We start from the raw sequence: 17,698 nt of genomic DNA on the forward strand, positions 1-17,698 counted from the left end.
ATGGCTGCTGCGGCTGACCAGTCTGGCGGTAACGCCTTGATCCTTACACTTGATTGCGCTGACCAACCCGGCATCACCGCGCGGGTCACAGCGTTTCTGTTTGAGCGCGGCTGCAATATCCTCGAAGCGCAGCAGTTCAATGACCGCACCAGCGATCGCTTTTTCATGCGTGTCGCCTTCGATCCGGCTGTTCGTTCAAGCGAAGAGCTGCGCGAAGAGTTCAGCGCGTTTGCCAGCGAGTATGGCATGCGTTGGAAACTTGCATTGCGCGATCGACCGCGCCGCGTGCTCATCATGGTTAGCAAGTTTGATCATTGCCTCGCCGATCTGCTCTATCGCTGGCGCACGGGCGAGCTTAACATCGAGCCGGTTGCGATTGTCTCCAACCACCCGCGCGAAGCGGTGTCGCACAGTGATGTCGGCGATGTGCCGTTTTTCCATCTGCCGATCACCAAAGAGTCGAAACCTGAGCAAGAAGCGCAAATGCGCCAAATTGCGGAAGACGTGGATGCCGAATTGGTGGTCTTGGCGCGCTACATGCAAATCTTTTCGGATGAACAGTCGCTGCACTTTGCGGGACGCTGCATCAATATCCACCACAGTTTCCTGCCGGGTTTCAAGGGCGCGCGGCCCTATCATCAGGCGCATGCGCGCGGCGTAAAGATGATTGGAGCGACTGCGCATTTCGTCACGCCAGACCTCGATGAGGGGCCGATCATCCACCAAGACGTTGAGCCGATCAGTCATGCCGATCAGCCCGATGATCTGGTGCGCAAAGGCCGCGATATTGAGCGCCGCGTTCTGGCCGAGGCAGTGCGCTTGTTCGTCGAGGAGCGGGTGCTGTTAAACGATAGCCGGACGGTCGTTTTTAGAGGCTAAGCTCAAAGGGAATTGCATGATGATTGTAGAGCGCCTTGATCACGTAAACATCATCACCGACAAGCTGTCTGAGACGGCGCAATTCTATGCCAATCTTCTCGATCTAGAGGAGCGCGACGGACCGCTTCATATGAAGCCGGATCAAGTGCGCTGGATGTATGATCGCAATGATGTTGCCATTCTGCATCTCAATTCCGTTGAGTTCCCGCGCGTCTATGACCGCGCGGTTGCCCCAGGGCAGGAAACCGGTTCGATCCATCATGTCGCACTGAGGTGCAGTGACTTTGACGAGGTTAAGGCCCGCCTCGATACGAACGGCGCCGATTATCAGATCAACGAGGTCCTCTCGATCGGGCTGCGGCAGATATTCACCGCCGATCCAAACAACGTCCTGCTAGAGCTGAATTTCTTCGGCACATGAGCGGGACGAGTCTGGCAGAGGCTATTGCAGACCCCCCGCCTTATCCTCGTTGGCGCGGTGGATCACATAAGCGCGGACGGCTTCGATCTCTTCGGGTGAAAGCGATTCGGCAAAGCTCACCATGCCGTTGTCTTTCAATATCCCGTCGCCAACGACCGCCATCCAGCTTTGCTTGTTGCCGAGCGTTCCCGAGCGCCTGAGATCAGGCAGCACGGTAGAACCAACGGCTGCAGGCGCGTGGCACACAGCGCAATAGCGAGCGTATTTCTCTGCGCCCAGAGCAATAGTCTGCTCGTCCGCGCGGCTCGCAGGAGGATCAAGCGGCAGCGCGGCGAGTTCGGGCTCCGGTGGCAGTTCCGCTTCACCGCCAAGTTTAAAAACCAGCAATCGGCTGATGTTTTTCACGGGCGCCAAATCCTCGATCAGCGCGCCATCGACAGACAGCGCATAGGCGCCGCCCCAACCGGCCAGCACAGCTACATATTGCTCGCCATCAACCGTGTAAGTTATGGGCGGTGCGACCACGCCGGTCTGCGCGCCGAAGCTCCAGACTTTATCGCCCGTTGCTGCGCTGTAGGCATTGAATTCGCTGCCAGCCGTGCCTTGGAAAACGAGGCCGCCGCCCGTTGCAAGCAAGCCGCCATTCCAGGGGCCGGGATGATCGACGGTCCATTTCGCCTCTTGGCTAACCGGATCCCAAGCAACCAGTTTGCCTTTCAGCGTGCCGACAACTTCACGGCGAATTCCCAGATCTGGCGGCAAGTCGCCAGCGCCAAGGTTAAATCCGACATTGAAACCGCGCGCACGGTCCGGCTTCCAATTTGCCTCGGGCGCATAGACCATCGCGGCCTCAAACGCGGGGATGTAAACCAGGTTTTCGCCCGGGTGATAGGCCATCGGATGCCAATTGTGCCCGCCGAGCGCGCCCGGCGTAACAATCGCTGGCTGGCCGGTTTTATCGACCCGAGTTTCGGGGTTTTCAATCGGACGGCCATCTTCGCCAATGCCGCTCGCCCAGTTCACTGCAACATAGGGCTCGGCCGAGATAAACTCCCCAGTCGCCCGGTCGATCACATAGAAAAACCCGTTCTTGGGCGCTTGCATTAGAACCTGACGCTCGCTGCCATCGATCTCCATATCGGCCAGAATGATGTGCTGGGTCGCAGTGTAGTCCCAGGTCTCACCCGGTGTAGTCTGATAGTGCCAGACATATTCGCCAGTGCTTGGCCGGATCGCTACAATTGAGGACAGGTAGAGGTTGTCGCCTTCGCCCGTCCCGTCTTCGCCGGGGGAGCGATAGGCCCGGTTCCAGGGCGAGCCATTGCCCACGCCAATATAGAGCAAGTCTAGATCTGGGTCATACGCCATCGAGTCCCAGACGGTGCCGCCGCCGCCGATCGCGTCTTCACCGACCAAAGCATCGCCGCTCCAGGTTTCAGCCGCCGCTTTCAAGTACTCAGGCGATGCCTCGTCCTCATTACCTTCCGGGACGGTGTAGAAGCGCCACAGCTCCTTGCCATCCGCCACATCATAGGCCGCGACATATCCGCGCACGCCAAATTCGGCGCCGCCATTGCCGATGATAACCTTGCCATCGATGATCCGCGGCGCGCCTGTGACTGTGTACGATTGCGACTGGTCAACGGTCACCGTCTCCCACTCCACTTTGCCGCTGTCGCGGTTGAGCGCGACCAGACGTCCATCCAGTGTGCCTAGGAACAGTTTATCTCCCCAAGCGGCAAGGCCCCGGTTCACGACATCACAGCAGGCTTTAACCGCGGTCTCGCCGGGCACTTCTGGATCGTAGTCCCACAAAGGCTCACCAGAAGCGGCATCAAAGGCGCGGACTTTGCTCCAAGCGGTCGTGAGATAAAGCTTGCCATCCATAACCAGCGGGGTGGCTTCTTGACCGCGCGCGGTGTCCATATCCGCGAACCATTCGAGCCCCAGATCGCCTACCGTCTCTGCGGTAATTTGCTGAAGCGGGGAGAAGCGCTGTTCTGAATAGGTGCGGCCATGGGTGATCCAATCCGCATCATTATCGCCAGCATTGACCAACGCGGCGTGCGTGATCCCGCCTTCTGCCTCGCCCTCGTCGATTATCCCGCAACTCGCCAAAGCGATTGATGCCGCCAGCGCAAACCCTTTTCTTATCATTGTTCTGCCTCTCCCTCAGTGCGGCATGTTGCAGCGCAAATTGGCGCTTGTCCATGGGCTGCTCTCGCGCCTATCAATCAGGACGTTCCGGATCGGAAAAGGATGAGTGACAATGTGTGATGAAGCCAAACTAAAAGACTGGGCGTTGAGCCGCCGCGAACTCGGAGTATTGGCAGGCGCAGCTGCCATCACGGCCTGCGCCCCAGAATCTGTCACAGCAAGTAGCGATGATGCAGAAGAGGCGGCGCTTACGCAGACGCAGGTCACCTTCCAAACAGCCGATGGCGTGATGGACGGCGTCTTCATTCACCCGAGCGAGGGTAAGCACCCGGCAGTCATCTTCTGGCCCGACATCGCCTCCATTCGCCCGGCTAAGGTCGATATGGCGCGCCGTCTGGCAAGTGAGGGCTTCGCTGTGCTGATCATGAATCCCTATTACCGCGATGTTGCAGGTCAGCAGTTTGAGGATTTTGCCGGTTGGATAGAGGCGGGCGCTTTGGAAGCGGTTGCCCCTTACCGCGAAAAGCTCGACGCTGATTCCATCGGGCGTGATGCAGGCGCAGCCGTCGTGTGGCTCGATGCGCAAGGCGCAGTCGACACATCGCGCGGCATCGGAACAGAAGGATATTGTATGGGCGGACCGTTCACGGTTTGGAGCGCTGCGGCGGCACCTGAGCGGATCAAGGCGGCGGCCAGCTTCCATGGGGGCGGTCTTGTACGCGATGACTATGACAAGAGCCCGCACAAGGTCCTAGGTGCAAGCACAGCGAGCTATCTCATTGCTGTTGCGCAAGACGACGACGCTGCTGAACCAACCCATAAGGATGAATTTGCCGCCGCCGCCGCCGAAGCAGGCCGACCTGCAACGGTTGATGTCTATGCAGGTGATCATGGTTGGACCGTTCCCGACAGCCCCGCCTACACCAAAACTGCTGCCGAGCGCGCCTATGCCAACAAGCTCGAGCTTTATCGCGCTGCCCTTTGATATCCTAGTGATGCAGGCTAGTCTGCGGCAAAGCTTAAAATGGGGAGTTTAGGAATGGAATACGTGCTTGGCGCATTGCTGCTGGTGCTAATAGTGTTTTTGGTCATGGGTATTCTCGTGGTCAAACAGGGGTACGTCTACACCATCGAGACATTCGGCAAATACACCAAGGCTGCCGAACCTGGTTTTCACATCATCTATCCGTTCATGCAGCGGGTGGGGCAAAAGGTGAATGTGATGGAGCAGGTGCTCGACATTCCCGGTCAAGAGATCATCACCAAGGATAACGCCATGGTTGGCGTCGATGCGGTGGTGTTTTTCCAAGTGCTCGACGCTGGTAAGGCAGCCTATGAGGTAGCCAACCTTTACAATGCGATCATGGCACTGACGACGACCAACTTACGTACCGTGATGGGGTCGATGGACCTTGATGAAACACTTTCTAAGCGTGATGAAATCAATGCACGGCTGCTCAGCGTCGTGGACCACGCCACCTCGCCATGGGGCATCAAGATCACGCGCGTAGAGATCAAAGATATTCGCCCGCCACGTGATATTTCAGAGGCGATGGCGCGGCAAATGAAGGCGGAGCGCGTCAAGCGTGCAGAAATCCTCGAAGCAGAAGGCGACCGTGCATCGAACATCCTGCGCGCTGAAGGCGACAAGCAATCCGCTATCCTACAAGCGGAAGGCACTAAAGAGGCTGCATTCCGCGATGCCGAAGCGCGCGAACGCGCAGCCGAAGCCGAGGCAAAAGCGACCCAGATGGTCTCCGATGCTATCGCCTCTTCGGGTAGCCAGGCGATCAACTACTTTATCGCGCAAGAATATACGAAAGCCGTCGGTAAGTTTGCCGATAGTCCCAATGCGAAGACGATCCTGTTCCCGGTTGAGGCAACGCAGCTCATCGGCTCACTCGGCGGGATAGGCGAATTGGTGCGCGAGGCCGTAACCCCAGCCGAAGGCGATGTTACCACCAGGGCGGGAGCGCCTTTGCCGCAATCGCGCGCTCGCGCCAGCGTGCCGCGCACAGGCGACACATAATGGACGATTGGGGTTCTTTCGATCCGCATTGGATCTGGGTCGCTTTCGGCTTGGTGTTGGCCACGCTCGAAATGCTGGTGCCAGGCGTCTATCTTATCTGGCTGGCCGTCGCCGCAATCATCACAGGCCTTCTGACATTCGGCCTTGATCTCGCTCTACCCAGCCAAATTGTGATCTTTGTATCGCTGTCTTTGATCGCCGTGTTCAGCGCGCGGCGTTTTCTGCTGGATCAACCTATCGTGAGCGCTGATCCGATGCTCAACCATCGCGGCGCGCAATTGGTCGGTCAGAGCGCGGTCGTAACCCAAGCGTTTGAGGGCGGCTCTGGCCGGATCAAGCACGGCGACAGCGAATGGCTAGCCCGCGGCCCCGATTTAGATGTTGGGCAACGTGTCCGCATCGCTGGCAGCGACGGAGCGGTGCTGCTCGTTGAGATCGCTCATGCGATCGAAAACGGGGTGCCATCTGGAGCCGATGGAGAGCCTGCTGATTAGTTTGAGGCGCGCTCATTGCTGAGGCCAAATCGGCCAAACTTCCGGTAGCGAACCATCCATTTGTCCAGAAACAGCCCAAGTGGCTTGGGTTCAATGCCCAGCTCCTCGAAACCTGAATAATCGCCAGAAGTAACAGATCCTAGTTTCAGCAATGTCCATTGATCCCGGCTCATCGGTGTGCCGGGCAGGGCCGCAAACAGCGCCGAGGCGCCATCCGGCATCGCGATAAATTTGCGGGATCGACCTTGGGCGGCGGCAATGCGCTGATTAATTTCCATCATGCTGAGCTGTTCCGGGCCGCCAAGCTCAAAGGTCTTGCCGCCATGCTTGGCCGGATTCTCAAGCGCGCGCAGGACCGCCTCGGCCACGTCATCTACGAATACCAATTGCAATTTCGCCTCTGGAGCAAAGACAGGGAGCGCCGGGAGGTTCGCAATCATTGAACCGAACATATTGAGGAAATTGTCGTCTTTCCCGAAGACAATCGATGGGCGCAGGATGGTCGCTTTTGGAAAAGCGGCTGTAACACTCTCTTCGCCCTGGGCCTTGGCCCGCGCATATTCGGCGCTGGAATTGGCATCAGGTCCAATCGCGCTGACATGCACAAAGGCTTTCACCCCTACCTGTGTGGCGAGCCTGGCCATTGTCCCAGGCGCTTCGCCCATGACCTTAGACTGGTCGCCATCAAACGTACCAACCAAATTGACCACATAGCTCGCCCCGTCAATTGCAGCGGCCACGCTGGCCTCTTGGGTGATGTCGCACCGGGCGAATTGCAACTGGCCAAGATTGGCGAGCGGTTTGAGCGAAAACCCATTTTCAGGATTACGGCTCGCAATGCGCAGGCGCGCGCCGCGCTCCAGCAGGCTTTGCGCCACGTAGTTGCCGATAAAGCCGCCGCCACCAAAAACGGTGACGAGCTTGTCTTGAAAGAGGTCTGATTTGGCCATTTGCCTGTGCTTTCCCAGCCTTGAATTATCTCGCATCCCCATGTCCTAAGCCGCGCACCACTGCAAGCGTCACGATCACTAAGCGGCTCCGGTATGCGTATTGGCGTTGACAGCAGGGCGCGCACATCGCTATTGGCCCGCCCTCACCGCGAGTACGCTGTTGCAGCGCCGCGAGCAGGTGTGCCCAGATGGCGGAATTGGTAGACGCGCTAGCTTCAGGTGCTAGTATTCGCAAGGATGTGGAGGTTCGAGTCCTCTTCTGGGCACCATTTATTCTTTCATCACAATTCGTAAACGGTTGCTAGAACCCCAGAAAACTGCCAAAAATGAGTAGTTTCTGGCCGCGACTGTTCGCTCACATTCGTCTGCGATCGCATTCTAGTGGGGCCACGATGGGGGCCACATTTGAGCGGCAGATGAAAGTGGCCCCCATATGGCTTTGACCGATACAGCGATCCGCAATGCGAAGCCTTGCGAAAAACCGTACAAATTATTTGATGAGCGCGGGTTGTTCTTGCTGGTGCAGCCATCTGGCGGAAAATTATGGCGCTTGAAGTATCGCTATCTTGGCAAAGAGAAGAAGCTTTCGCTCGGTCGCTATCCTGACGTTTTGCTTAGAGTTGCGCGAGACCGGCGCGATGAAGCGCGCACGTTGCTTGCCAATGGCGCTGATCCGAATGCCGTGAAAGCCGAGATTGCGAATGAGAAGAAGGAGTCGGCGGCCAACACCTTTTCATCCATAGCGGCTGAATATGTTGCCAAGGCTGAAAAGGAAGGGCGCGCGGTAGTCACGATCAAAAGACGCGTTGGTTGCTATCTCTCTTAGAGTCTGATCTCGGCAGTCGCCCAATCACTGAAATCACACCGGCGGAACTTCTCGCAACGCTTCAAAGGTCGAATCCAAAGGAAACCTAGAAACCGCGCGCCGGATGCGCTCGCTATCAGGACGAGTTTTTCGCTATGCGGTTGCTACTTCGCGTGCCGTTGCTGATCCGTCCGCATCGCTTCGACGGCTGGGTTATAGTGGTCAGGAAATGACGGCCCACGGCTTTCGCTCAATGGCCAGCTCACTGCTTAACGAAAGCGGCAAATGGTCTCCCGACGCAATTGAACCGGCGCTTGCCCACAAAGATACGAATGCAGTGCGAGGCACGTACAATCGCGGTTCCTATGGGGAAGAGCGCGTCCAAATGGCCCAATGGTGGAGCGATTATCTGGACAGGTTGCGCGAGGGCGGCGAGGTCGTACCGATTGGGGCAGTATCGGTATCAGACCGCGCATAAGCAGACAGTCCGATTGCGACCCATCAATTGCCAGCTTGATAGTTCCGCATAGTTTTGGCCAAAAGCGCCGCCAGTTCATCATCATAATTGAAAGCTCGCGGCTGCCTAAGATCACGGATCAATTCTGCCTGCCGAGCAGCGGGCACCGCACCGTAGCTTGTTAGCGTTGTGAGGACGCGTTCATGGCCCAGATTCTGTGACCAAGCTTTGAATTCTTCAGGCGAACGGCAAATCCGCTCTCCGAGCTGCACCAGAGTGTCGCGAAAGCAGTGCGGATTGAAGTATGGCAATCCAGCTGCCTCGAAAGCCTGCTTGTAGATTTTTCGGATTGGCCCAGTGCCGCTCCAGTGCTCGCGTGAAACACCGATTGCTTGGAAGCCGCCTTGTTCACCCAGCTCCATCAACGTCTTTGGAAAGAGTGGGTCATCCTCACCCCAAAGCAAGTCATTACGCAGGTGCTCGCACCAGTCAGTCACAATCTGAAGCGCTTCGCCTTCTATCGGACGGAACCATGTGGAGAATGTTTTGCTCGACTTAGTTCTCACTTCGCGCGCATCCTGGTGGATACAACCCTGCACTAGATCGATATGCTTCAGCTTGAAGCTAGCTAATGCGGCACCACGCGCTCCGGTCAGCAGCGCCAACGCAATCAGCGCGCGGTTGCGTTTCTCAATGTCGGTCTCGGTTGGCATGGCCGCCAGCACGTGATGCACTTGCGCCAACGTAGGCACTGGCTTCTCGCGCTTGGCCTTGGCAATGCGCACTTCCTTTTCAGACAGGTTGAAGTAGTCCGCGTCGGCGTAGGCGATCTTGCTCTTGTAACCTGGCTGATCAGCAAGCCAGATGAAGCTTGTGCACGTCCATCAGGACTGTCAGTTCGGCAACACTGTAGGAGCGGTTCAGCTTGGCGAGGCGCGGGTTAATCCGCTTCATCGCGCGTTCCTAGGCTTGCTCTTCAACCAGCCGTTTGATTGAAGCGACCGTCACCAGCCGCCGCCTTCCCATCTTGCGGGTTTCTAGTTTTTGGTCACGAATCAATGCGTATACGGAGGTACGACCGAGGTTGAGAGCCTTGGCAGTTTCATTGATCGATACGAGTAGAGGTTGCATGATTTTCACTCCTTGTGTGCACCAGCATATGCCGGTGTGCAGGAGTGTTGAATCGCGGATCACAAAGCATTTGTCGGACGATAAGGCCGAAAAAGGCCTGTAATTCAATTCATGCGAATTTTAAGCCTTGCTGAATTCGTCCCAGATTTGCTTGGCGTAAAGACGCACTGTGCTCTCGGAAGGAATCAGATCGCCCTTAGCCAAGTGATCGGTCAAAGCGCGTTCAATGTCAGCTTGAATTTCAGGCTTGAGGTCGCCGCGATAGATCAACCCAAAGACTGCCAGAATTGCGGCGGGTCAGTCATATACAGGTTTGCGCCCTCTCTTCACAGGCGGCGCATCCATTTTTTCGGATTGCTCAATTCCGAGGTTTACTAGACCCGAACGATGAAAATGCAAACCCTGCAATTCAATACGCTCGTTTCGCCGGCGGCACCAGATCAGCGAGTGCGCCAAAGCCAAATGCCACTCCAAAAGCTTGTGCCTCGAGGTCATCATTCACAATCAACGAAAAGTCACCCGTGACCCAGTCATCTTGAAGTTCGCGATATCTATTGGTGAACCAGAAGTCCCGCTCAATAGATTGGTGGCGCTTTTCCTGACCGTCGATCACAAGCAAGTTAGCTTTGGCCGCAACCAGTCCGTCGTTTGCCCGCCCAAAGAGGCGGTTTTCTGCCTCAGAATCCAATTCGCCGCCCGTCAAATACTCCAATGCAAGCTGCGCTGATATCCACTCAATGGCCATCGGCTATCGATACTTCTTGACCGTAAACAAGATCAAGTCTCGATCATTCGCTCTCTCGCTGCCTGCTAAGATAGCAAGTCTCAAAGACTGTCCGACACTGGGGGTGGAAGCGGACATCCAGTTTGAAAATTTGTTCGACTGAAATTGGCCGTTTGCCGAATGTCTGCTCCGACTAGACGTTGACGCAGAGGCGGCCCGTCAGCGCACACCAATCCCGTCAGATAAAATTATATGCCCATATACCTTTCTGCTTGCGCCTCGCTTGTCGAGCGATATAAAAGTATATAACTATATACAAACATAGAGAGCATCGAGATTATGGCGATTCTTGAACGAGGTGACGCAAAAATTTATTATGAAGTTCATGGCGAAGGTCCGGCCATCTTGCTGACGCATGGTTACGCCGCAGAATCATCGATGTGGCGCGGCCAGATTGAAACGCTTTCCAAGAACAACACCTTGATCCTTTGGGATATGCGCGGACATGGGCAGACACAAACGCCGCCTTACGATGACGCGTTTTCTGAATCGCTTACGGTAGACGATATGGCCGGCCTGCTTGATGCGGCAGGCTTCGAGAGTGCCGTTGTTGGCGGCCTTTCTCTTGGCGGGTATATGTCGCTCGCATTTCACGCAACTTACCCGGAGCGGGTGAAAGCGCTTTTGATCATCGATACCGGCCCAGGTTTCAAGAAAGATGAAAGCAGGGCGCAGTGGAATGTCCAGGCCAACGCAATGGCCGACGCGTTGGCTGAAAAAGGCCTCTCAGGAATAAAAGGCCTGTCTCAGGAAATGATGCAAAGTCAGCACGGCGATCCAGAGGGGTTGGTTCGCGCCGGGCGACATATGCTCACGCAGAAAAACGACCGCGTTATCCGGTCACTTCCGTCCATCGGGGTTCCGACAATTGTCGTTGTGGGTGCAAATGACAAACCCTACCTCGCGGGCAGCGACTATATGGCGGCCAAGATTGATGGCGCGTCTCAATGCATCGTCCCGGATGCCGGACACGCGGTAAATTTAGACCAACCTGAAAAGTTCAACGCCGCGATTGTGTCGTTCCTTTCTGAAAACGAACTTTGAAAAATGCGATTTTCTAGGTCCGAGACCCAAGAGGAATATCGTTCCATCGTCTCCAAATTTCTGGCGAAGAAGTCGACGTCTAAAGATGTTCGGGCTCTGATGGAAACGCAAGTCGGTTATGACCCGCAAGTATGGGAGCAGACTGTGTTCGCAGGTTGGCGCATCTTGCGTCCACATTCCCGAAGAGCTTGGCGGGCACGGATTTGGGATCGAAGAACTTGGGATCGTGGCCGAGGAGATGGGGCGCTATCTGTATTGCGGCCCCTTCTTTTCCTCCATCGTTTTGGGCTCGCTCGCTGTGCTTTCGTCTGCAAGGGATGATGAACGATCCAAATATCTTTGCGAGATCGGCGAAGGTTCAAAACTCTATAGCGTGGCACTTGGCGGACTGGATGAAGTTTCCGACCTAGGAAAAGCAATCCAAGCCGAATGCGTGGATGCCGAGCAATTCCAACTGACAGGCAAAGCAGCGCATGTGTTCGATGCTCAGATCGCTGATAGCTTTTTGGTTTTTGCAACCGAGCCTGGCGGCGTCTCTCTATTCTATGTGAACCCCAAGGATGCGGGGGTCACGATTGAAGCGATGCAATCCATGGATGAGACGCGGCGCGTTTCGAAGGTCACATTCTGCAACACAACAGCAATCCGCATCGGTGATCCAGAGAGCGTCAATCTGCAGCTTTTTTGGGATCAGGTCTGCCTGATCCTTGCGTGCGAAATGATCGGCGGGGCGCAAACACTGTTGGAAGCAACGCTCGAATATATGAAGACGCGGTATCAGTTCGGCCGTGCGATTGGTTCTTTCCAAGGGCTGAAGCATCGCTGCGCAGACTTCGCAACCAATCTCGAGCTTGCCAAAGCCGCAACGAACTGCGCGCTGCGAAGCTTTGCGTCTCAAGATAGAGTTACCTCGGATGTAAATATGGCAAAAGCCATGGCCAATGAAATTTATGTCGAGGCAGCGATTGCTGCGGTCCAACTCCATGGCGGCATGGGGTTCACATGGGAAAATGACACACACCTTTGGTTTAAGCGCGCGCGCAGCTCGGAGGTTATGTTTGGTTCGACACGGTGGCACCGTGAAACAATGATTTCGCGAGTGTTGGAGGAAACCCAATGACACAGGCGAATGATGTGCGTGCTGAGCTCAATGCTTGGCTCGATGAAGTCTGGGACCCTGAGCGCCCTTTGGCGGAATGGCGCAATCTTCTGGTCGATGCCCGCTGGGCTGCTGTTGCTTGGCCCGAAGCCCATTTGGGGCGTGGGTATAGCAATGATCTGGCGGCAGAAGTGCAATCTGTTTTTGCCGAGCGGAATATCGTTGGCGCCGCGCAAAGCGGGCCGCGCCTGCTGATTGCAGAGACACTGCTCAGGCATGGAACAGAGGATCAGAAGCAGCGCTTCTTGCGCCCTGTCCTGACAGGAGAGCACGCATGGTGCCAGCTGTTCAGCGAACCGGGCAGCGGGTCTGATCTTGCCGGATCGACGACCAGCGCTGTGCTGGAAGGCGACAAATGGATCGTCAATGGTCAAAAACTATGGACGACCAGTGCGCACCATGCGGATTTTGGTTTCATCCTTGCCCGCACAAATTGGGATGTGCCCAAACATCAGGGGCTGAGCTATTTCCTGCTCGACATGCGTCAGCCTGGTATCGAAGTGCGCCAGCTTAAGCAGATGAATGGCTACGCATCGTTCAATGAGGTGTTCATTACCAATGCGGAAATTCCGGCAGAGAATATGGTGCTTGGTGAAGGCGATGGCTGGAAGGTTGCCACTGCGACGCTGACCATTGAACGCGAGGCGTTCTCGCAAAGGGGCGTTTTTGCAAGCTCGACTGACGGCGAAGAAGCGGCTGCGCCGATGGCCCGGATCTATCGCGAATTTCAAGCTGAGCAGGAAACTGAGCTTGAACCGTATAAATGGTATCCTCAGCGCGCTGGCCGTGTCGATCTGGTGCTCCCCCGAGCGATTGAGACCGGAAAGATATCTGATCCACTTGTCCGGCAAGAAATTGCGAAGCTTCTTTCCATGCGCAAAGCTGCACAATCCGCTGCCGGAATGGCGAGCGAACAAGAAGGAAGCATGTTCGGCCCAATCGGTAAATTGTCGACCAGCATGATCGCGCGGCAAGCTGCCAAAGTGCATTCCATGATTTCGGGGACGGATATTCTGACCACCGGCGAAGATGGCGCAGAATCAGGATTGATTGCTGAAATTCTGCTTTCTGTGCCCGCCATTTCTATCGCTGGAGGGACGGATGAAATTCAGCGCAATATCATCGCCGAAAGAATATTGAATCTACCCAAAGAACCACGCTCCGACACGGGGCCTTTCAGGGATGTTCCCAAGAATTAGGCGTCACATCAGCGACAGCTTTTAGATGGAAAAAACTATGGTCAAGACGGCAGAGAAACCCAAAAGCCGAACACAAGCGGAGCGGTCAAAGGCGTCCACCGAGGCAATGTTGGAAGCAGCGGTCGAGTTGTTTGAGGAGTTCGGGTCGAGTGTATCGCTCGCGAAAGTCGGCGAGCGTGCTGGATTTAGCCACGGGCTGGTCATGACGCGATTTCAGTCCAAAGCGGGATTGGTCAAAGCGGTCACGAAACGCACGCAAGAGCTGTTTGTTGAAAAGATTGCGAAGAAATCGGCAAACAAATCAGGACTAGATGCCATTCTCGCAATGGCCGATAACTTCTCGCGCCCGCTTGATATGCGCAAATCGGGTGGAAGAGCGTTTTATGTCTTGTTGGGCGAATCTCTTGGGCCCGAGAAATACTTGCGTGAAGAGTTTGTCGCAATAGACGAAGCTTTCCGTAGCTACATCGCCCGCGAGCTCAAGCAAGCCATTGGCAAGGGTGAGATCGACCCTGATCTGTCGGTGGATTGCACGGCATACCTGCTGGTCGGGATGTTTCGAGGATCGGCGATCCAGACAATCGTGAACCCCAAAGCCATCAACTCATCAAAACTTGGGGATCAGATGAAAATTTCGGTCAAGAGGCTCCTGGGCGTACCAGAAGAATAAGGGAAGGCTGCTTGCCCTATGGCACAACTAGAAACATTATTTCGTCCTCTGACGGTCAATTCCCTGACGCTGCAAAACCGCGTCGTGATGGCTCCTATGGCGCGCAACTATTCACCGGATTTTGCACCCGATCAAAATGTTGCCGATTATTATTCCAGACGTGCGAAAAATGGCGTCGGACTGATCATAACCGAAGCCAATCATATTGATCACCCCGTTGCCAATGGCTTCAAAAACCAACCCGCGATCCACGGCGAGGCTGCGCTACGAGGTCACCAGAATCTGACCGATTGCGTCCACCGGGATGGGGGCGTCATTTTTTGCCAGCTTTGGCACATGGGACCAGAGCGTCCGCGCAGCGGCTATCCCAATCCCGAAATGGAAGCCGTTAGTCCCTCGGGTATAAAAAGACCCAATGCGGCAAGCGGCCGCGCTTTGAAGCATAGCGAAATTTCAGGAGTTCAGGATTCCTACGCCCGTGCCGCCGCATCAGCCAAATCGGTGGGATATGACGGCGTCGAGATCCACGGCGCGCATGGCTATTTGATTGATGCCTTTATGGATCAAGAAACCAATCTGCGCACCGATGAATATGGCGGATCACTTGAAAATCGAATTCGCTTCGCCGCCGAAACAATTCAAAAAGTTCGCTCGGCAGTAGGGCCAGATTTTCCTGTTTCCTTTCGGCTGTCGCAGTGGAAGAGCCAAGACTACGGCGCCAAGATTTTTGCCGATCCCAAAGAGCTGGAATACGCACTGAGCGCTTTTGTGAGCGCCGGCGTTGATATTTTTCATTGCAGCACGCGCCGGTTTTGGGAACCTGAGTTTGAGGGGGCCAAATTGTCATTTGCCGGGTGGACCAAAAACTATCCGGTGCCCCCACGATCGCCGTTGGCAGCGTGACGCTCAACGGCACGTTTACTGAAACCACCAAGGGCGAAAAAGGCCTCACACGAATGGCGGGCTCTTCAGTTGACGCAAATATCGACCAAGTTTGCGAGTTTCTTGAGCGTGGTGAGTTTGACCTCATCGCAATTGGCAGAGCGCTGCTCGCCAATCCTGACTGGGTCAAAAGGGTTCAATCTGGCGAGATCGACCAAATGGAGCCCTTCACCAAATCCCACCTCAAAAAGCTCGTTTAGAAGAGAGAAAACGGATGGATTCTCCTGCAACCATACCCGAAGAAATTGCTGCGAAATTGGTTGATCCTAACTGTTATACGACCGACGAAATATTCGACGCATATATGTGGCTGAGGCAAAACGAACCGTTTGGACGCGCCTGCGTGGATGGGTTCCGTCCATTTTGGGTGGCGACAAAATATGATGACGTTGTCCACGTAAGCAAAGACAACAAGACCTTTCCCTACGGAGATAGGCCATCGTTTCTGATCACAGACGATGAAGAGGCGCTAAACCGAAAGATCAACGGAACGCCCAATGCCATCCATTCGCTGGTTCAAATGGACCCGCCGGAGCATATGAAAAGCCGCCTTTTGACCCAGAAGTGGTTTGGTCCAAAGAATCTGACCGAACGCGCGGGATCGATCCGTGCTGTTGCGCTGAAATCAATCGCGCGTATGGAAGCGCAGGGAACAGAATGTGATTTCGTGAAACATGTGGCTCTTGGATATCCTCTCGAAGTGATCATGCGTATTCTTGGAGTGCCTGAAAGCGACTTCGATCTGATGCTGCGGCTTACACAACAATCATTTGTCAGGCCGGACCCAAAGATCGTTACGGCATTGCTTCAAATGGATGTCGAGACCCTCAAATCGGCAAGATCAGGTGTTGTGGAGGAGTTTGAGACCTATTTTGAAGCTCTCGCGCAAAACCGAAGAGATAACCCGCAAGATGACCTGGCGACGGTCATCGCAAACGCCGAGATCGACGGTGAGCCGATTGGGAACCACGCAACAAACGGGTATTTCATCATAATTGCCACGGCAGGCCATGACACAACATCATCCTCTACTGCGGCAGCCATGTGGGCATTGGCGACCCAAGACGGGCTGTTGGAAGCTTTGCAGGCCGACATATCGCTTGTTCCTTCCTTTTTAGAGGAAACCATTCGCTGGGGAACGCCGGTGAAACACTTCATGCGGTCTGCTGCCCAAGACACAGAAATACGCGGGCAAAAAGTCAGAGCAGGGGATTGGATCATGCTCTGTTATGGATCAGCCAACCGCGATGAAGAAAAATTCACCGACGGCATGCAGTTTGATGTGGGCCGCACCCCGAACAAGCATTTGAGCTTTGGGTTTGGTCATCACGTTTGCCTCGGGCAGAATTTGGCGCGGCTGGAACTGAAAATATTCTTCGAAGAACTCATCCCAAGGCTGGAATCAGTCGAGCTGGTTGGAGATGCTGTCATGGGCCCATCGACCTTCGTCAACGGCCTGCAGAAGCTTCCAATTCAATATCAGATGAAAGCCGCTTGTTCGAGGCAACCTTAATCTCACTGCGAAACAATAACTTCGGGGACGATCAATAATGAGTGGCGATGAAACGATAATGCTCGGCGATGTTGAGGTCACATTTCCGGCACCATTTGTGGCCTTGTGCGAGATACGCAGGCCGCCAAACAACTTCTTCGATGTTGAATTGATCGAAACATTGGCCGACCTCTACGCGCAGCTCGATACCGATGACCGCTGCCGCGCAATCGTGTTGGCAAGTGAGGGGGATCATTTTTGCGCAGGCGCGAATTTCGCAAAGACCTCTGATCAAGCAAGCCCAACGCCGGAAACAGGCAGTCCGCTTTACGATGCGGCGGTTCGTCTGTTTGAGACCCGAAAGCCGATTGTATCCGCCATTCAAGGAGCCGCGATCGGCGGCGGCTTTGGGCTTGCCATGTCCACGGACTTTCGCGTTGGATGCCCAGAGGCGCGATTTGCGGCAAACTTTGTCAAACTGGGTTTTACGCCCGGCTTCGGACTAACCCACATCCTTCCGCGCGTGGTCGGAATGCAGACCGCCTCTGAACTTTTCATGTCCGGCCGCCGGGTTAAAGGGGAAGAAGCACACGCGATAGGCATTCTCGACCGGATTGTTGAGCGATCATCGGTTCGTGACGCGGCGATTTCGTTGGCGAGCTCTTTTGCAGAAAATGCGCCGCTAGCAATCGAAGCCGTTCGCATACGCTTGCGCGGTGACCTCGCTCAAGAAGTTAGAAACGCCACAGACAAAGAGTTCTTGGACCAATATCGGCTTCAGCAAACGGAAGACTTCAAAGAAGGCATAAAGGCCGTCGGCGAACGGCGTCCGGGCAACTTTAAAAGAATGTAGCCTGGAATGATTTCAAAGTCAGCCAACACTTGTATATGACTTAGCACATTGCCCTAGCTACGAATGGTCCACTCTTGGGCGGGCATCTGGATAGTCAAACGCGGCAATCTGGGGCGCAAATCTGCTAAAGTCGCGAATGACTGAAACTGGGTCGCTAACGGACTGTCTGCTTCTTGCCACCTGGAACCGAACGCGGACGGGCTGCTTCCGACCCAAAATACAGACATTCGGA

20 protein-coding genes, 1 tRNA gene and 1 pseudogene are annotated in these 17,698 nt (G+C 55.1%); 17 read left to right on the plus strand and 5 right to left on the minus strand.

All coding sequences use genetic code 11. From position 1 onward, the window contains the following. Both purU and AC0V6M_RS06730 read left to right on the plus strand, forming a co-directional pair. The gene (gene purU / locus AC0V6M_RS06725) at window positions 1-879 is read left to right on the plus strand and encodes a formyltetrahydrofolate deformylase (protein WP_486138059.1); all 879 of its coding nucleotides are present in this window, start codon (window positions 1-3) and stop codon (window positions 877-879) included. A 16-nt stretch (window positions 880-895) separates the two neighbouring features. After that, complete coding sequence (locus AC0V6M_RS06730; RefSeq protein ID WP_486138060.1) at window positions 896-1,300, plus strand: VOC family protein; 405 nt, start codon at window positions 896-898, stop codon at window positions 1,298-1,300. A gap of 21 nt (window positions 1,301-1,321) precedes the next feature. On the opposite strand, the gene AC0V6M_RS06735 is transcribed toward AC0V6M_RS06730, so the two are convergent. Then, window positions 1,322-3,457: a PQQ-dependent dehydrogenase, methanol/ethanol family gene (locus AC0V6M_RS06735; RefSeq protein ID WP_486138061.1), complete on the minus strand. Its 2,136-nt coding sequence runs from the start codon at window positions 3,455-3,457 to the stop codon at window positions 1,322-1,324. Window positions 3,458-3,569: 112 nt separating this feature from the next. On the opposite strand from AC0V6M_RS06735, the gene AC0V6M_RS06740 reads away from it, so the two are divergent. Genes AC0V6M_RS06740 through AC0V6M_RS06750 form a run of 3 tightly spaced genes read left to right on the plus strand, consistent with a single transcriptional unit; the run spans window position 3,570 to window position 5,980 of the window. Then, complete coding sequence (locus AC0V6M_RS06740) at window positions 3,570-4,442, plus strand: dienelactone hydrolase family protein (RefSeq protein ID WP_486138062.1); 873 nt, start codon at window positions 3,570-3,572, stop codon at window positions 4,440-4,442. A 54-nt stretch (window positions 4,443-4,496) separates the two neighbouring features. Further along, on the plus strand, window positions 4,497-5,486 hold the full coding sequence (locus AC0V6M_RS06745) for an SPFH domain-containing protein (RefSeq protein WP_486138063.1): 990 nt from the start codon (window positions 4,497-4,499) through the stop codon (window positions 5,484-5,486). Continuing rightward, window positions 5,486-5,980, plus strand: coding sequence for an NfeD family protein (locus AC0V6M_RS06750; protein WP_486138064.1), 495 nt, complete (start codon window positions 5,486-5,488; stop codon window positions 5,978-5,980). Before AC0V6M_RS06745 ends, AC0V6M_RS06750 begins: the two co-directional genes overlap by 1 nt. Here the strand turns inward: AC0V6M_RS06750 and AC0V6M_RS06755 are convergent. Continuing rightward, window positions 5,977-6,930: a complex I NDUFA9 subunit family protein gene (locus AC0V6M_RS06755; protein ID WP_486138065.1), complete on the minus strand. Its 954-nt coding sequence runs from the start codon at window positions 6,928-6,930 to the stop codon at window positions 5,977-5,979. The two genes, AC0V6M_RS06750 and AC0V6M_RS06755, sit on opposite strands and share 4 nt — an antisense overlap. Window positions 6,931-7,112: 182 nt before the next feature. Here AC0V6M_RS06755 and AC0V6M_RS06760 point away from each other — a divergent pair. The 4 genes and pseudogenes from AC0V6M_RS06760 (at window position 7,113) to AC0V6M_RS06775 (ending at window position 8,213) form a co-directional block, all read left to right on the plus strand. After that, window positions 7,113-7,199: transfer RNA gene (locus AC0V6M_RS06760), tRNA-Leu, on the plus strand. A 164-nt stretch (window positions 7,200-7,363) separates the two neighbouring features. Then, window positions 7,364-7,756, plus strand: coding sequence for an Arm DNA-binding domain-containing protein (locus AC0V6M_RS06765; protein WP_486138066.1), 393 nt, complete (start codon window positions 7,364-7,366; stop codon window positions 7,754-7,756). Beyond that, a pseudogene (locus AC0V6M_RS06770) lies at window positions 7,741-7,880 on the plus strand (phage integrase central domain-containing protein); the annotation flags it as partial. The gene AC0V6M_RS06765 and the pseudogene AC0V6M_RS06770, both read left to right, overlap by 16 nt. Window positions 7,881-7,988: 108 nt before the next feature. Continuing rightward, window positions 7,989-8,213: an integrase gene (locus AC0V6M_RS06775; protein ID WP_486139666.1), complete on the plus strand. Its 225-nt coding sequence runs from the start codon at window positions 7,989-7,991 to the stop codon at window positions 8,211-8,213. Window positions 8,214-8,236: 23 nt separating this feature from the next. On the opposite strand, the gene AC0V6M_RS06780 is transcribed toward AC0V6M_RS06775, so the two are convergent. The 3 genes from AC0V6M_RS06780 to AC0V6M_RS06790 all read right to left on the minus strand — a co-directional run bounded on the left by AC0V6M_RS06780 (window position 8,237) and on the right by AC0V6M_RS06790 (window position 10,068). Beyond that, entirely contained in the window at window positions 8,237-8,977 is a 741-nt protein-coding gene (locus tag AC0V6M_RS06780) for a tyrosine-type recombinase/integrase (RefSeq protein WP_486138067.1), read from the minus strand. 178 nt (window positions 8,978-9,155) lie between these two features. Further along, a complete protein-coding gene (locus AC0V6M_RS06785) occupies window positions 9,156-9,323 on the minus strand; it encodes a helix-turn-helix domain-containing protein (RefSeq protein WP_486138068.1) in 168 nt (55 codons plus the stop codon). Window positions 9,324-9,732: 409 nt separating this feature from the next. Then, window positions 9,733-10,068: a hypothetical protein gene (locus AC0V6M_RS06790; RefSeq protein ID WP_486138069.1), complete on the minus strand. Its 336-nt coding sequence runs from the start codon at window positions 10,066-10,068 to the stop codon at window positions 9,733-9,735. A 318-nt stretch (window positions 10,069-10,386) separates the two neighbouring features. On the opposite strand from AC0V6M_RS06790, the gene AC0V6M_RS06795 reads away from it, so the two are divergent. The 8 genes from AC0V6M_RS06795 (at window position 10,387) to AC0V6M_RS06830 (ending at window position 17,466) form a co-directional block, all read left to right on the plus strand. After that, on the plus strand, window positions 10,387-11,151 hold the full coding sequence (locus AC0V6M_RS06795) for an alpha/beta fold hydrolase (protein ID WP_486138070.1): 765 nt from the start codon (window positions 10,387-10,389) through the stop codon (window positions 11,149-11,151). A gap of 118 nt (window positions 11,152-11,269) precedes the next feature. Beyond that, complete coding sequence (locus tag AC0V6M_RS06800) at window positions 11,270-12,271, plus strand: acyl-CoA dehydrogenase family protein (RefSeq protein WP_486138071.1); 1,002 nt, start codon at window positions 11,270-11,272, stop codon at window positions 12,269-12,271. Continuing rightward, complete coding sequence (locus tag AC0V6M_RS06805) at window positions 12,268-13,509, plus strand: acyl-CoA dehydrogenase family protein (RefSeq protein WP_486138072.1); 1,242 nt, start codon at window positions 12,268-12,270, stop codon at window positions 13,507-13,509. Before AC0V6M_RS06800 ends, AC0V6M_RS06805 begins: the two co-directional genes overlap by 4 nt. Before the next feature lie 106 nt (window positions 13,510-13,615). Next, window positions 13,616-14,179, plus strand: a complete 564-nt coding sequence (locus tag AC0V6M_RS06810; protein ID WP_486138073.1) for a TetR/AcrR family transcriptional regulator — start codon at window positions 13,616-13,618, stop codon at window positions 14,177-14,179. An 18-nt stretch (window positions 14,180-14,197) separates the two neighbouring features. Beyond that, window positions 14,198-15,082, plus strand: coding sequence for an oxidoreductase (locus AC0V6M_RS06815; RefSeq protein ID WP_486138074.1), 885 nt, complete (start codon window positions 14,198-14,200; stop codon window positions 15,080-15,082). 53 nt (window positions 15,083-15,135) lie between these two features. After that, window positions 15,136-15,321, plus strand: a complete 186-nt coding sequence (locus tag AC0V6M_RS06820) for a hypothetical protein (protein WP_486138075.1) — start codon at window positions 15,136-15,138, stop codon at window positions 15,319-15,321. Between the two features lie 14 nt (window positions 15,322-15,335). Further along, complete coding sequence (locus AC0V6M_RS06825; RefSeq protein ID WP_486138076.1) at window positions 15,336-16,634, plus strand: cytochrome P450; 1,299 nt, start codon at window positions 15,336-15,338, stop codon at window positions 16,632-16,634. Between the two features lie 37 nt (window positions 16,635-16,671). Next, entirely contained in the window at window positions 16,672-17,466 is a 795-nt protein-coding gene (locus AC0V6M_RS06830; protein ID WP_486138077.1) for an enoyl-CoA hydratase/isomerase family protein, read from the plus strand. Window positions 17,467-17,698: the final 232 nt, after the last annotated feature.

The organism is Erythrobacter sp. JB3-1, assembly GCF_057364995.1.